The organism is uncultured Streptococcus sp., from assembly GCF_938036805.1.
Classification (GTDB): domain Bacteria; phylum Bacillota; class Bacilli; order Lactobacillales; family Streptococcaceae; genus Streptococcus.
The window spans coordinates 1-14,392 of sequence record NZ_CALHWC010000133.1; the positions used below are offsets into that span (position 1 = coordinate 1).

The 14,392-nt window shown below is 36.2% G+C and carries 16 protein-coding genes and 1 pseudogene; 1 reads left to right on the top strand and 16 read right to left on the bottom strand.

The window, feature by feature from the left end:
* Positions 1-254: 254 nt before the first annotated feature.
* The 16 genes from Q0191_RS05230 to Q0191_RS05305 form a co-directional block, all read right to left on the bottom strand.
* Positions 255-767, bottom strand: a complete 513-nt coding sequence (locus tag Q0191_RS05230; protein ID WP_297664459.1) for a DUF6630 family protein — start codon at positions 765-767, stop codon at positions 255-257.
* A 134-nt stretch (positions 768-901) separates the two neighbouring features.
* Positions 902-1,357 carry a hypothetical protein gene (locus Q0191_RS05235; protein ID WP_297664461.1) on the bottom strand — a complete coding sequence of 152 codons (456 nt, stop codon included), beginning with the start codon at positions 1,355-1,357 and terminating at the stop codon, positions 902-904.
* Positions 1,350-1,541, bottom strand: coding sequence for a hypothetical protein (locus tag Q0191_RS05240; RefSeq protein ID WP_297664462.1), 192 nt, complete (start codon positions 1,539-1,541; stop codon positions 1,350-1,352). The genes Q0191_RS05235 and Q0191_RS05240 overlap by 8 nt, the downstream gene beginning before the upstream one ends.
* 32 nt (positions 1,542-1,573) lie before the next feature.
* On the bottom strand, positions 1,574-2,461 hold the full coding sequence (locus Q0191_RS05245) for a DUF4300 family protein (RefSeq protein WP_297664464.1): 888 nt from the start codon (positions 2,459-2,461) through the stop codon (positions 1,574-1,576).
* A gap of 227 nt (positions 2,462-2,688) precedes the next feature.
* Complete coding sequence (locus tag Q0191_RS05250) at positions 2,689-3,000, bottom strand: hypothetical protein (RefSeq protein ID WP_297664466.1); 312 nt, start codon at positions 2,998-3,000, stop codon at positions 2,689-2,691.
* A gap of 114 nt (positions 3,001-3,114) precedes the next feature.
* Positions 3,115-4,881, bottom strand: coding sequence for a glycoside hydrolase family 13 protein (locus Q0191_RS05255; RefSeq protein ID WP_297664468.1), 1,767 nt, complete (start codon positions 4,879-4,881; stop codon positions 3,115-3,117).
* Between the two features lie 237 nt (positions 4,882-5,118).
* Positions 5,119-6,579 carry an MORN repeat-containing protein gene (locus tag Q0191_RS05260; protein ID WP_297664470.1) on the bottom strand — a complete coding sequence of 487 codons (1,461 nt, stop codon included), beginning with the start codon at positions 6,577-6,579 and terminating at the stop codon, positions 5,119-5,121.
* A gap of 48 nt (positions 6,580-6,627) precedes the next feature.
* Positions 6,628-7,125, bottom strand: coding sequence for a hypothetical protein (locus tag Q0191_RS05265; RefSeq protein WP_297664472.1), 498 nt, complete (start codon positions 7,123-7,125; stop codon positions 6,628-6,630).
* Positions 7,126-7,276: 151 nt separating this feature from the next.
* A complete protein-coding gene (locus tag Q0191_RS05270) occupies positions 7,277-8,293 on the bottom strand; it encodes a transglutaminase domain-containing protein (protein WP_297664474.1) in 1,017 nt (338 codons plus the stop codon).
* A gap of 312 nt (positions 8,294-8,605) precedes the next feature.
* The gene (locus Q0191_RS05275; protein ID WP_297664476.1) at positions 8,606-8,959 is read right to left on the bottom strand and encodes a TerY-C metal binding domain-containing protein; all 354 of its coding nucleotides are present in this window, start codon (positions 8,957-8,959) and stop codon (positions 8,606-8,608) included.
* Between the two features lie 67 nt (positions 8,960-9,026).
* Entirely contained in the window at positions 9,027-10,373 is a 1,347-nt protein-coding gene (locus Q0191_RS05280; protein ID WP_297664478.1) for a protein phosphatase 2C domain-containing protein, read from the bottom strand.
* Between the two features lie 18 nt (positions 10,374-10,391).
* Positions 10,392-11,189 (bottom strand): VWA domain-containing protein, encoded by a 798-nt coding sequence (locus tag Q0191_RS05285; RefSeq protein ID WP_297664480.1) that lies wholly within the window; start codon positions 11,187-11,189, stop codon positions 10,392-10,394.
* Between the two features lie 16 nt (positions 11,190-11,205).
* Positions 11,206-12,504 carry a serine/threonine-protein kinase gene (locus Q0191_RS05290; protein WP_297664482.1) on the bottom strand — a complete coding sequence of 433 codons (1,299 nt, stop codon included), beginning with the start codon at positions 12,502-12,504 and terminating at the stop codon, positions 11,206-11,208.
* Between the two features lie 37 nt (positions 12,505-12,541).
* Positions 12,542-13,378: a hypothetical protein gene (locus Q0191_RS05295; RefSeq protein ID WP_297664484.1), complete on the bottom strand. Its 837-nt coding sequence runs from the start codon at positions 13,376-13,378 to the stop codon at positions 12,542-12,544.
* A 19-nt stretch (positions 13,379-13,397) separates the two neighbouring features.
* Positions 13,398-13,673, bottom strand: a complete 276-nt coding sequence (locus tag Q0191_RS05300; RefSeq protein ID WP_297664486.1) for a hypothetical protein — start codon at positions 13,671-13,673, stop codon at positions 13,398-13,400.
* Positions 13,674-13,691: 18 nt separating this feature from the next.
* On the bottom strand, positions 13,692-13,955 hold the full coding sequence (locus tag Q0191_RS05305; RefSeq protein WP_297664488.1) for a hypothetical protein: 264 nt from the start codon (positions 13,953-13,955) through the stop codon (positions 13,692-13,694).
* A 244-nt stretch (positions 13,956-14,199) separates the two neighbouring features.
* Between Q0191_RS05305 and Q0191_RS05310 the strand changes: the two are divergent.
* A pseudogene (locus Q0191_RS05310) lies at positions 14,200-14,392 on the top strand (IS3 family transposase); the annotation flags it as partial.

Below are 14,392 nucleotides of genomic sequence, written 5' to 3' on the forward strand. Positions count from 1 at the left end.
GTAAATAAGACAGGACAATAAACTGCCCCGCTTCACTCTTTTCCATTAAGTCTGCTAGATACATCCGAGAACCCTTTCAGTTTGCTAATCTTAGCTTAACACAAAAAGAAAAAAAGACGAAGCAATCTGCTTCATCTGCTACATCCATCTATGACTAAACAAAAAGGAAAGCTGAACTAGCGGGATGATTTCCCCAGCCGTCTCAGGCTTCCTTTGTATCATCAGGCTTGGTTCACCCTTTTAAGCATGATATTTTACATATTCTTCGCAAAATCAAAACGGAAACCAACCTTTTGACCTAATTGAGTCAGTTCAGTCAAAGTCTCCCTGCGGCAGACAAAGATGACATAGCTGTCACTGTCGATGTCCATTGCTCCGAGGCAGTAGCCTGCTTCCTCCCATTTTTCATCCAAAACCTTGCACCATGATGGAATGTCTCCATCTTCATCTAGCCACTCATCTTGCAGTGGGATACTCTTTTGCTCTGCCAATTCTTTCATGAAATAGGTGAAGTCTTCTAATATTGAATTCCAATCCAGTTCAATGGCGTCACCACTCTCAATTAACTCATCCACAATTCCTAGCCAAACGATGGTATCTTCCGCTTCGTCATCTTCTATCTCACGATCGTCATACCTTTCAAGATTTTCATCAAAGTAGTCCCATGGTGAGGCAAGACAAGCTTCTATAGCAGAACGGACAGAGCTGTCCTCTGTAAGCAGTTCAACCATGCTCATAAAAATTTCTTTGTTCAGTTCATTTGTCATAACTGACTCCTTTCTTGTCCATAAGGGCATATTTTTAACTTTATTGAAAAGAATTTTATCTATAATCCCGACTAATCCTAGTCACGGGACTGATCATTTAGGCAATTATCGCTTATTCATTTAAGAATGTTTCATCAGCCAGCGCGTTCAGAACCTTCAATATCTTGGTAGTGGAGTTCTAACTCCGAAATCAATCTTTCGCCATATTCCAATAATTGAGCTTTAGCGAGAACATTTATATTCTTGCCAGAAAAAACAAGCTTTGCTTTCAAGTCAACTCGACAACTTCCAACAAGACTCCCTTGGATATAGGCTGTATAGTCATTTCTAGCAGATGCCCAGCCCATTAGTTGAAGGTCCATTTCAAAGCGAATAAACAATTCCCTACCATTCTGCTGCAAGTCTACAATAGTAAGACCTTCGCTATCATGAATTTCGGATGAATCAACCATATCTAGCTTTTCTCTATTAAGATAGTTCAAATTCTCAGATAATGCTTTGAAGACGGACAATTCCTCTATTTTATGACCAATAAATTCCAATAAAATAATTTCTAAATCTTTTATTTGTAAGTACTGCTCTTTAATCATTATGCCTCTTAGTCTTTGCTAATAAGATGATGACACCTAGTAAAGTAAGAATTCCACTTACAAAAACAGCTATTTCTAATTCTTTTAATCCTTCAATATAGGGTATGATATAAATACTTGATTCCACAAGTAGAAAACCGATAAGAACAAGGGCAATCGAAAAATATGTCTGTTTTTTATCCATTTTTATGTCCTTCCCTTAACTAGCTCGAAATTCTATTTCCCCTCTACCCACTTATCATTATCCATGATAAAGGGCTTGGCCAGTCCTTCCCCTGTGTAGTCTTTATATTTTGTCTGCAAGTATTTGTAGACATCTTCCTTGGTCGCAAACTTGATGGCCTGATATGGCTCTTCAAAGGTCAGCTTTTCGACAAACAGATAGCCATCTTTATCTGGAACCAAGACGCCGACATGCCCTACAAAGAGAGAATCACCGTCAAGATTGTCGTGGACGATGACAGAAAGCATCCGAGCCTTTTCGTTAAACTTGAACTGCTTGAAGTATTCCTCCATCTTCTTAGCATGGACTTTTACATCTTGAGTCGCTTCAGTCTTGACTCTTGAAAACAGGATATTAAATTCTTCCTTATCCTTGGCATCAAAGAGCTTGCCCTTGTCAATCGAGTCATTATCTATGAACAAGAGTTCGTCATCTTTTTCTATTTGAGGGATGTCGATGCTATTTTTCAGCAAGGTATAAGTATTAATCCGGCAATTTGTCCCGATAAAATCGCCCTTCTTTGCCTGCCAGAGAGGATTGATTTTTTCTACATCATATTCGGTTTTGGTAAATTTAGTGAAATCGCCCGTTAATCCAGTAGAGCCAACAAGTCCATTGTAGTCATTGACTAGATTGACAAAGTTATCTACACTATCTTTATCCAAGTCGGCAGCTAATAGACTCTTAACTTCTTCGACACTCTTTTGACTATTTAGATTTGAATAAGTCGCCTTCCATGGGTATTTTTCCGAGCTAGTCTGACCAACTGTTGGATTCTCTTGACTGCCGTTTGATTGCTTTTCTGCCTTCCCACATGCAGCTAAGCCAAGAATTGCCAAAGTGCAGGCACTCATCAACATAATCTTTTTTACTTTTTTCATTCTTTCGTCCTTTTTACATTTTCCTATATTCATCTTCAAATAATTCCTCTTGTTATTATATCAAGAAATACTGAAAAACAGAAAGGAAAAATATATCTTGGATAGAAACTTCCTTAAGCCATAATAAATGACTGCAGTTGATAAAAGTGCAGTCACTTTGATTTATGAATAGATGAATAATCTAGAATAGCCAACTTAAAGAAGGGACTCGCTCTAAACTGGTAAGTCTACTTAATCTTGTGCTTGTTCATCTTTTCTTCGAAGATAGCTGTCATGATGGCGCGCAATTCCTCACGCTCCTTTTCAGGAAGTTCCCCTGCTTGCTTAGCCACAGCATAGAGTTCTGGGTATTGCTTGGCAACTCGCTCAACCGTCTTGGTCGTAGCATGCCCTCTAACAAGGAAGGGAATTCGCTTAAGCCATTCTTGTGGCACCAGAGCCAAAATCTTTTTTGCCGCTTCCTTATCACTAATAACAGCTGTACTAAGCCCCTCTTTGATCTGCTCCTGCTCTTTTTCAGTAGAATCTTTTAATTCCATTCTGAACTCCTCTTTTCTAATAAGTTACTTGCTCTTCTTAAATAGACTGCTCTTAGATTGGGTTTTTGAAATTTGAGTAACCCTGACAAAATACTTAAGTCAAATTTCCAAAAATTAATTTTCTTCAGTTTGCAAATCTTCCACAAAAATCGCAAAGCCTTTTGGTAAGATATGAAGCTGCCCGTCCGATATTTGGCAATGACTTGCTAAAGTTACAGAATCACTCTCTACAAGATAATTTTCTACTGATTGGTTAAAAATTGCTCGGACCTTTTGACCATCATAATCCCATTCCAGAGACAGCACATCAGGCTTGATCTCTTCTAGACTGTGTTTCCCATGCTGGATAATGTCTGAAACACTCTTACGAAGCCGAATCAATTTCTTCATGAAATCGAGCATGTCATTGTCACTGGAAACACGTTCCCAAGGCATAACACGACGACAATCTGGATCTGGCCCGCCGTCTAACTCTAGCTCGGTTCCATAGTAGAAACACGGTGTTCCCCTTTGTAAAAAGAGGCAGGCTAAGGCAGACTTAACAAGCTGTGTATCACCTTTGGCAGTAGCTAGAATGCGCTCCGTATCGTGCGAATCCAGAAGATTGAACATCACTTCCGAAATCTGCTTTCTATAATACATAGACTGACCATTAATCTCATCAATGAATTGGCTGGTCTTCTTAACCCCACGCAAGAAATAATCCTTGATACTATCAGAGAGAGGATAGTTCATGACTGCATGGAACTCATCGCCATTTAGCCAAGGCTGGGAAGTGTGCCAGACTTCCCCAAGAATATAAAGATCAGGTTTTTTAGCCAAGACAGCCTTACTGAAATCTCTCCAAAATTGGTGATCGACTTCATTAGCCACATCCAAGCGCCAAGCATCGATATCAAACTCTTCAATCCAGTAGGTCGCAACGCTCAACAAATAGTCTCTCACTTGAGAATTTGCCGTATTGAGCTTAGGCATATAACTGGCAAAGGCAAAGGTATGATAAGGGAGCTTTCTTGGATTTTCCAGCTTATCCTTGGTTACTGGGAACTCTTGAACATGGAACCAGTCTTTGTAAACGGAATCTTCACCATATTTGAGAACATCCTGCCACTGTAGAGATTGGTCCCCGATATGGTTGAAAACAGCGTCCAGCATGATCTTCATACCTCTCTGATGGGCTTGGTCCACCAGTTGACGGAAGGTCTCCTTGCCTCCAAAATGACGGTCAATTTCGAAATAATCCGTCGTATTGTACTTGTGATTGCTCGGGGATTCAAAGATTGGACAGAGATAAAGGCCTGTAATGCCCAAGTCTTGCAAGTAATCCAGATGGTCAATAATTCCCTGTAAATCACCACCAAAGAAATCCTCACTTTTAGGCGTGATTGACGAATTCCAAGCTAGCGCACCTTCAGGTGAAATCTCAGGGTTTCCATTGGAAAAGCGTTCTGGGAAAATTTGGTACCAAACCGTATCTGCTACCCAGTCAGGTACATGGCAAGCATCAATCTCATGAATATACGGAAGTTTAAAGCCATTCCCTTCGTAATGAAGGTTTTCTAGCGTGTTTTCAACACAACCCTTATCGCCATACAAGATAGTCTGGCCTTGCTTATCCTTAATCTCAAAGAGATACTGAAGTCGCGCATAGCCGACTGAAACCTCCACCTGCCAATAATCAAACAAAGCATCGGAGGTGACTTTGACCATTTCCTTGCTGTCCTCATAATGATCCTCCATAAAGATAAAAGGATCTCCATAGTGCAAAGCTATACCTTCGATATCTCCCCTTTTCGTTCGAATGCGAATGTGCATTGTCTTATCTTTGTAAAGATAAGCATACTCCGACTCTGGCCTGTGATAAATAGCTGACAATTCCATATTTTCTCTCCTAGATTTCTTCTTATAAACTCATCGCAACTTTATGCAAACGATTTCAAAACCTAGTCCTAGTATATCACTTTAAAAAAATGAATGCAAGGTGTTGTTTGGGTACATAGTAAAAAGCCTTGTTCTCAAGGCTTTTACTATTCTAAAGTCTTAAAAGATTTAGAAAAAATACTCATTAAATACATGGTGAAACTTGACATCAGAGACACCTTCTATAGAACTACTTTTTTATAATCGTCTTTCATGACAATTCTTATACATTTTCCCAGATCCACATGGACATACTTCACTCCTATTACGAAATCCTAATTCTCTGCTTTCTAAAAGTTTATCTTGAGAATAGATCTGTGAATAACACTTTCCATCACCTTTAATTAAAATGCCTGTCCCCTGGCGCTTGTTATTCTGATAAAATCCTTCATATATTTCTCCATCTAAAGAGATAAATTTCCCTTTACCATTATACTGATTATCAGTAAAATCACCCTCATAAATATTTCCACTCGCAAAAGTAAACTTGCCTTTTCCTGTCATTTTACCATCTAACCAATCGCCTTCATAGTTACCTACGTCTGGCCAAGTAAATTTACCTTTGCCTGTGCGTTTATCTTGTAACCAGTCGCCTTCATAAACTCTTCCATCAGACCATATTTGTTTCCCCTTACCCTCACTATTGCCATTAACAAAGTCGCCTTCATAAACACTCCCATCAGGCCAAATATATTTTCCTTTACCATTTGCTTCATCTGATAACCAGTCACCCTCATAAACCGTGCCTTTCTTAGTAGTCTCTCTCCCCCTTCCTTCTCTATTACCATTAACAAAATCGCCTTCATAAACTCTTCCATCAGGCCAAATCATTTTGCCTTTACCGTTAGGACATATATTCAAAAGTTGCCCTTCATAAATTTTACCGCTTGAGAAAATTAGCTTCCCTTTTCCTGTCTTTTGTCCTTTTTGGAATTTTCCCTCGTAGACTGCTCCATTCGGATAAGTCATTTTTCCCTTCCCATTAAGATAGCCCTCTAGGAACTCACCTTCGTAAATTATACCGATTGCGGAAGTCATTTTCCCTTTTCCAGTTTTATCTTCCTTAAGAAACACTCCTTCGTAAAGCTTCCCATTTGAGATTAATTCCCCTTTTACAATTTCTTCTTCCTTGTCTCTTCTTGCATCAGACTTGATATTATGTGAAACCTTTTTACTATTTTGCTGAGTATTCGTAATAATATTCTTATGAGTATCGTTAGCTGAGGTTTTAGAGGTTTCTTGTTCCTGCACTGCCACACTTTGATTAATAGAATATGCAAAGACATCAAAGATAAAATTACAAAATTCTATAGTAAAACCATTAGATGATAAAGCAGACAAAAATTGTTTACGAGAAACTTCGTTCAAAGTACCTCGCTGCACAATACCGTGAAAATATTCACCTGCTCCAACAGCAAGTGCATTCTTTATTTTTATCCGACCTTTTTCATCTTTCGGGGCAAGATCAGAAAGAATAGCATTGATTACACCACTATTTTGAAATACTTCAACTCCTCTATTTTGGACAATCCATCGTAGCACCTCCTCAATAGAATTACTTTTAGGAAAATCATGTTTTTCACAAGAAGAACAGTACTTCCCTTTCTCAGCACCATTACTTTCTATTCCTAAGTCGTTACCACATTTACTACATTTCATCTATAATTCCTCCTACAAAAATGTTTACTTGAATGCATTATTCAAGAACTAACAATTATTTATAATCATTCGAAGTAACCAAATAATGTTCTTATAATAATCATTAGCTGAGATTTTAGAGATTTCTTGTTCCTGCACTGCCACACTTTGATTAATAGAATATGCAAAGACATCAAAGATAAAATTACAAAATTCTATAGTAAAACCATTAGATGATAAAGCAGACAAAAATTGTTTACGAGAAACTTCGTTCAAAGTACCTCGCTGCACAATACCGTGAAAATATTCACCTGCTCCAACAGCAAGTGCATTCTTTATTTTTATCCGACCTTTTTCATCTTTCGGGGCAAGATCAGAAAGAATAGCATTGATTACACCACTATTTTGAAATACTTCAACTCCTCTATTTTGGACAATCCATCGTAGCACCTCCTCAATAGAATTACTTTTAGGAAAGTCATGTTTTTCACAAGAAGAACAGTACTTCCCTTTTTCAACACTATCACTTTCTATTCTTAAATCGTTACCACACTTACTACATTTCATCTATAAATTCCTCCCACAAAAAATGTATGCTTTTAGCAAGTGCATACTGTACATCAAGAATATTATCTCAGGAATAAAAATATTTTGAATCTTCAAACACATTTATATCTTTAAACAGCTTCATATGATTATTGTTTAACAACTTTTTCTTCTAACGTAATTCAATATATATGTTATGTGTCTCTGCATCTACTAACCAATAGTATGAATTATAATAACGAGCTTTTTTCATACCCACTTCTATCATTTCTCTAATTTTATTTTCTTCAGGGATACGATTTACAAATTTAAAAGTAATGTACTTTAATCCTGACAATATGCTTCTTCTTATATAGTCTGGTATTTGTTCTAAATCTTTTACATATAACTTATTTCTATAATAGTAGTTATATGTAAGAGCTTTGCATAAGGGATATAACTCGTCATCCCATGTATGATTTAACTTTATCAAATGATCATTTAGATTTAAATAATCATAGATAAATGAAATATCACCTTTTTTCTTTATATCCCAAGTAACATCTACATGATAATTTTCGTCATCTAATCTTACTATGTTCCATGCGTGGCCAGAGTCACCGGGATTATTCTGCAAGGCTCTTCCCAAAATTACAAAGCACTTGATTCGGCAATAGTCACAAATAAGTTTGAAGGCACATGCAATGCCCCAACATACTGCCTTTTTACGTAATAATGGTCCCAAGACATTATATATTTCACGATTTTGAACTTCATTTTCGTTTGGACTAATTGATTCATGGTCGTAGGTAATTGTTCTAACTAAATAATCATGAATAACCAATTCTTTTTCATAATCAGTCATGCCACTCTTAATATAACGTTTTTTGAAAATCTGAAGTCCATCAAGAATTGCTTTATTGTACTTTAAAATTTCCTTCTCAGAGTAAATGAAGTTATTAATAAAGACATAACCTGTTGGGGTCTTGATAAATTCAATCTTTGAAATATCAACAAAATAGAAGGATGGCGTATCATTATAAAGGCATCTAAATATATATTGTAAATCCTCTGGACTTATGATATTTGTATCAGCCTTTATATTAAATTTTTGTTTATGTTCCCGAAAGCCTCTATACATTTGTATATAAATATCTTTTTGTACTTTTGGTATCTTTTCATAGTAAAACTTTACATATTCAGGAAACACATTCAACCTCCGAAAAAAGTAACTGTAACTTTATATAATTATCTGCTTAACGAGTATCATCATAGTTATACACAAAACTGCATCAAGATTCCAACAGTTGCTTTAGTAATACTTCCCAAGATTTAAAAACAAAAGGATTAAATATAAGGCACCCTTTACAGTAAAGGCAAAGTTTTTACCATTACTGTAAAAGGGGTCTAGCAACCGTAGGTCGCTAGACCCCTAATATTTAGCTCAAAACATGTCTAGGATATTAACAGAATTACAGAAATTATCTTTTAAAACCATTTGAATAAGTATTATTATAAACAATTAAAACTCATTACCATCAACTGAGAACTGCTCTACTTGAACCATAGTATCACAACTATTATTACACCACGGACAAGTCAATAAAGTATCTTTAGTATCCCAGCATACAATCTTATTACAATTGCCACATTGATAAAAACTATGAGCTCCACAATACGGGCAACCAGGGAAATCTTCTGTTGCAATTAAACTTCCTGAGATTGATTGTAACTCATACCCTTCCCTCTTTGCTAACTTATCGTTAAGTTTAAAAGCCCATGTTCTATACCAATCACCATCCCTCATTTTTTGAATTCGAACTCCGAATGTGTTTCTTGATAAGCCACACTTCATAACCAAAACACTAGCTTCCATATTAATTTCAGTCCTTTATCATGCAAATTAAAGTACGAGTAAACTAAAAACTGTTATAGAAACATCGTTACTGTTCTGAATCTCTAAGTTCAGCTAGTTGTACTTCTATAGTTTCTTTTTTCTTCTCATACACTATTTTTTTCTCCAAAAAATCATGATATTCTTTTTCTACCGGAGCTAAATTTCCACGTGCTAAATCAAGATTTTGCTTTGCTTGTTCAACTTCTATTTTTAATTCAGTAATTTTATTTTTCAAAGTCTCAACACGTTTTCCTGATAAGATTACCTCTAGAATCCTAACAAATACTTTGGCTTTTTCAGATCCTTCTGCTTCATCCTGATTAAATTGTTGAAAATCTGAAGTATAAGAATCGTACTTTTCTACAGCTTTAGAATAATCTTCTTCAGATTTTCTTACTGTTTCTGCAGCTTTTTCATAGTCAGATTTTAAAGCATCCAACTTACCCATAGCATTCATTGATTTTAAACGATCATTTATTTCTTTTAATGTACTTTCCTTACGAATAATCTCATTATCTCGTTGGAAAGTAGATATAAACTCTTTTACTTTATCAATATCTACGATGCCACAAATTGTCACATCATCACCACTACCTTGTCGACTAAATTCTGGTAATTCTTCATCCAGATGTTTATTTAATCCTGCCACTCCATTTTCACTTGCGTAGACGAGTAAATCACGATAAAAGGAATCCATAAGTTCCATGGTGAAAAACGAATCTTCAACTCCATCACTACCCATCAAACAAGCAATTACTGGATTCTTAGAAAGGTCAATTACATGATATCTAAATTTCTGAATAACATCCTGGTCGCAAAGTGATGTTGTGACATTTGCAAAACAATCTTCGTCCCAAGGAATAGGCTGAGATGTGCTTCCATCAGCATTAAAAACAACGCATCTCCCATCACCTTGTTGTATTAAGAGAAGATAAGATTCAGTCAGTAAACCTGCAATAAGAGTCGTACCATAGATATGCTCAAGTCTCTCTCCTCTATCATATCTATCAATGTACCTTTTACATCCTGATTTCTCTTCATCCGACAAAGGGTTCTCTTCTAATTCTTCATTAACTGCTGTGGTCCATTTGGCTACAATGCTTGTTATTAGTTGACGAATAAGGGAATCTTGATATTTACCTAGAGAAATAAGCCTTTTCTCCCATGAATTCTCAATAATGTCAGTGCTGAACAGCTTCATTTCAGAGATAGCAATCTCACATGCAAATTTTGAACCGAGTTGACTCCTTGGACAATTTGTATCACCATGTCCGTCTGCTACTGCAAAGATTTTACAAGATTCTGACTCAAAAACCTGACCATGGTCCTCACAAGGAATATCATGTCTTATATGATCAGAACCCTGAGTCAAGGCACGCACTAGTTCATACATGTCCTATACCTCCATTTACTAATCCCAAGAACCATTTCCCCAAGGATCACTATCATCTACATCTTGCGCAGACCAGGAATCTGATGAATCTTGAGTGTTATTCTCTTGGCTAATTTCCGGCTCGCTTGTATCCTGAATTTCATCTCCCATGTCTTGTTTGATTTGAGAAATAACTTTATCTGTCTGATCATCCTCAGTTCTACTTTTACTACCAATCATAGTAGCCGTAACAGATACAACTCTAATTAGTTTTTTAAGAGATTCAAGATCGTCAACTTTAATAACTGCCTCCTTATTGCCAGCTATCTTTTGTAGAACTTGAATATTTGCATCGTCTCCTACTGCAATGGCAATTTTAGTAGCCACTTGGAACCACTTATTGTTACTCTTAATTTTGTTCAGTGCTGATTCATAATCATCGGTTGGTTCTCCATCACTCATAAAAATGATAACTGGAACTTTATGTCCAACTGGACTTTCTAGATACCATTCCCTTGACAGTTTCTTGTTTAATTCATTCAAAGCACTTCCAAAATCCGTCAGCCCACCAGCCTTCAAATCATTCCAGTAAAAATCATCCATAAAAACTAGTTCATCCGTCACCCATTGAGGTCCACTTGAAAATTGGAGAACACCTATTTTCAATTCTGCAGTGGGATTTTTATTGGAGACATCTTTAAGAACCTCCATCGTCTCGTTCATTGCTGCGTTTACTGCTGCAATACGACTGCCCTCCATGCTTCCAGATGTATCTAGTACATAAATAATGGGAAGTAGTTTGCGTGCGATTTCTTCTGTTTCACCGACTAATGGCATAAGTTTATCCTCCTATTTATTGAATTTCAATTTTTCCATCAAAAGCTTTAACGCTTATTCCAGCCTTAATTGGAATAACCTCACCAGGTTTCACCTGATTTGTCTTTCCACTCGGTGTTACTCCAACTAAAGTGCTATTTGTCATATTTCTAAGCCCCAAAATATTAGGATTATCTTTCTTTGCTACAACAAGAGCAACAGGAGTAAGGGCTTCTTCTGCATTACAAACTTCTATCTGACACCTATAGATTCTTGTGTTTTTGGCAACCGTAATTGAGTAGTCTGATAGTTTTAGAGTATTTTTAACCTCAAAAAGTCTTTGACACTTATCACAATTTGTGTCTGAAGCATTTATAACGAAAATTTCATTACCACAAGATGGACATCTAACAATGTCGCTTTGGAAACGAATAAGCACCTTCAACCAATCCAAATACTTAACCCTTCTGTTAGGATTGGTTATTGCATCATGAGAGAATGCTGTAATAAAAATATCTTTTAAATATTGAGGTAAGAAGTCCCACCTTTTCAGAACGTTGTTATGCACTCCTTTTACTGGTCGATTTGAATCATCATTTGGATCAAAAACGAAAAGTGCGTCGCTTCCGTACAATCTCTTTTCAAGAGCAGGTGTTAAACATGGGACTGTCCAATGTTTCCCTTCAAGAGGGTGATTTGCACATAGAAGCATGAAAAGAACAACAGCAAGTGAAAACTCATCCGTATGAGTATTTGGTTTTGATTCTCCTATAACAATCTCAGGTGCCATATATTGTGGTGTCCCAATAATTCCTGTATATGTTTCATTAGGAGCAACATTATCATTATCACAAATAAGTACAGCACCAGTTTTGGGGTTGATGAAGAAGTTACCAGAATTCATGTCCTGATAGCTATAGCCAATTTTATAAAGACTACGAAACGCAGAAACTATTCTAATTCCTGCTTCTACAACAGCTTTAAACGTAGAGAAACCACCTCCACCAGAAGAAACAAGGATTTCCGTAAATTCACGGTATTCATCTGGTCTCAAATCCATAATGTATCCAAAGGAACCCTCTGTCTTTTCTGTAATCGCTTGCGGCCACAAGAACGCCTTATCAGGTGAGCCCTTTTTAACATTTTTCTCAAGATTTTCATAGAATGCATCAGGATCTGCTAATGCTCCTGGTTTGTACCATTTAAGGGCTTTCTTCTTTCCGTCATAAGTTACTTTATACACATCACCTTGTCCTCCACCGGCTATAAAGGACTCTATTGTGATAGGAACGCCAAAATTAGTATTTATAACTTTTCCTGACTCAAAATGATTCATTACTTTTAACCTCCGTAATAACTAAAAAGTGTATTTGTCATATAATGACTGTCGCTGGAACAAAATTAGTATTGGGCATTTCAAAATGAAGTATAACATTTGCATCGTTATTCCCATACATCAATTGTACCTGCCTTGAGACATATTTCTTTAGTATATAATCACCAATCATTTTCCTTAAAGCTGCGGCTAGTGCTTCACACTCAGTATCTTTATCAAGATTCCTATAACGATGAGATTTCATATCATATATTATTGAGTGACCTACGCTCGTTTCATAAACTATGTTAGTCATAGAAACAGTATACTTAAAATCGACTTTAATGAACCTCTCAGCATTAGATGCCATCTTGGTAGCATCTACAAGAGCAGAATCAAAGATATTACATGCAAAGTCCACCATCCGTTCAAGACTTTTTCTGTTATTCTTGATTTTCCTAAAGTATATTTTCACCTCCCTGTCGTAATTATCAATTTCTTCATGAGTTTTTCGATCAGAATCCTCATGGACCTTTCTTATGTCCTCTTGCGCTTTGCGATTTAACACTAATTTTTTTTCTTCAATGGATTTGTTGTATTCTATTATTGAAACATATTTAAATCCCCAGATAACTACACCACCAACTAGAGAAAAAAACCATGCTATTCCGAAAGCACTAAGAGATTGATTTGCAAGTCCAATAAAGATTGCTATAAAATATCCAAGAATAGCACCCCTCACTAGATAGTCTCCTACTGGTGGGATACTCTTTTTATAAAGCATTTTAATTTCACGCTCTAGTTGATCATGGATCTCTCTCTCTTTCATTGTAGCTACATCATCATTATACAACCTAAATTTTTCTTTGATAATACTATTTGTTATAGGTTCCACTATATTTCTCTCCCAATTTCTATAATGAACTACAAATAGACTCTATCTTAGTCGCTAATGTGTTTAACCTACTACAGAGTTGTTCCACAGCTTCACTCCCTTGCGATTGAGATACTGCTATTTGTTCTACAATATCCATTATTTGACCAGAAAAATCTCCTAAGTTATCTAAACCTGATATTGAACTTCTCAATGTATTGCTACATATTTCCAAATTATTATTGCTGTTTTTTAAATCAGATGCTAACTTTTTCAATGTCTCAGCACCCATTTTGGTTGCCTCTATCCTTGCCATATAAACCCTCCTGTACTGTCAAAGTATATTTTGAGATTCTTCAATCTCTTCGATTTTTCTCAAAATTTTTCCATGTAGTATCTGCGCTTCAATAACACTAGCTGTTATTCCCTTAATGCATTCTTGAAGCTGATCGGCTGCCTTTTCACTATACTGATCACTACCCATATTATCAATACAGTCAAATATAGCATTATTCATAACCTTGATGTTATCTTGAACATCTTCAATATAAATTTGTAATGCTTGTGCTGCATTCTGCAATTCATTTGTATCTAACATTAAATTAAGCCTCCTCCACCTTTTGTTATTGAGTAATCTTAGTTATAATAACAGGAATATCGAGTTCCAATTCTTGAGCTATACGCACTCTATGACGACCATCTCCTGCGAAAATATACTTATCGCCATATTGATAGACTCTAACCGCCCTATCCAAAGAAAAATATTGCTCAACACAAGCTGTTAAATGAGCTGCACCCCAAAAGTTAGACAGAAAAAATCTAACATTTGGGGTGTTATTTTTATGAAATTAACTTATGAAGATAAAGTTCAAATATATGAATTGAGAAAGCAAGGAGAGACCTTTAGACAGCTTTCAAATCAATTTGGGATAAACATTTCTAATCTTCAGTACATGATTAAATTGATTGATCGTTATGGAATAGAGATCGCAAAAAAAGGAAAGAATCGTTACTATTCTCCCGAATTAAAGGAAG

What these genes read in the sequence shown, in the direction of transcription:
- Q0191_RS05230 (WP_297664459.1), bottom strand. Translation starts at nt 767, where the DNA reads ATGACAAATGAACTGAACAAAGAAATTTTTATGAGCATGGTTGAACTG.
- Q0191_RS05235 (WP_297664461.1), bottom strand. Translation starts at nt 1,357, where the DNA reads ATGATTAAAGAGCAGTACTTACAAATAAAAGATTTAGAAATTATTTTA.
- Q0191_RS05240 (WP_297664462.1), bottom strand. Translation starts at nt 1,541, where the DNA reads ATGGATAAAAAACAGACATATTTTTCGATTGCCCTTGTTCTTATCGGT.
- Q0191_RS05245 (WP_297664464.1), bottom strand. Translation starts at nt 2,461, where the DNA reads ATGAAAAAAGTAAAAAAGATTATGTTGATGAGTGCCTGCACTTTGGCA.
- Q0191_RS05250 (WP_297664466.1), bottom strand. Translation starts at nt 3,000, where the DNA reads ATGGAATTAAAAGATTCTACTGAAAAAGAGCAGGAGCAGATCAAAGAG.
- Q0191_RS05255 (WP_297664468.1), bottom strand. Translation starts at nt 4,881, where the DNA reads ATGGAATTGTCAGCTATTTATCACAGGCCAGAGTCGGAGTATGCTTAT.
- Q0191_RS05260 (WP_297664470.1), bottom strand. Translation starts at nt 6,579, where the DNA reads ATGAAATGTAGTAAATGTGGTAACGACTTAGGAATAGAAAGTAATGGT.
- Q0191_RS05265 (WP_297664472.1), bottom strand. Translation starts at nt 7,125, where the DNA reads ATGAAATGTAGTAAGTGTGGTAACGATTTAAGAATAGAAAGTGATAGT.
- Q0191_RS05275 (WP_297664476.1), bottom strand. Translation starts at nt 8,959, where the DNA reads ATGGAAGCTAGTGTTTTGGTTATGAAGTGTGGCTTATCAAGAAACACA.
- Q0191_RS05280 (WP_297664478.1), bottom strand. Translation starts at nt 10,373, where the DNA reads ATGTATGAACTAGTGCGTGCCTTGACTCAGGGTTCTGATCATATAAGA.
- Q0191_RS05285 (WP_297664480.1), bottom strand. Translation starts at nt 11,189, where the DNA reads ATGCCATTAGTCGGTGAAACAGAAGAAATCGCACGCAAACTACTTCCC.
- Q0191_RS05290 (WP_297664482.1), bottom strand. Translation starts at nt 12,504, where the DNA reads ATGAATCATTTTGAGTCAGGAAAAGTTATAAATACTAATTTTGGCGTT.
- Q0191_RS05300 (WP_297664486.1), bottom strand. Translation starts at nt 13,673, where the DNA reads ATGGCAAGGATAGAGGCAACCAAAATGGGTGCTGAGACATTGAAAAAG.
- Q0191_RS05305 (WP_297664488.1), bottom strand. Translation starts at nt 13,955, where the DNA reads ATGTTAGATACAAATGAATTGCAGAATGCAGCACAAGCATTACAAATT.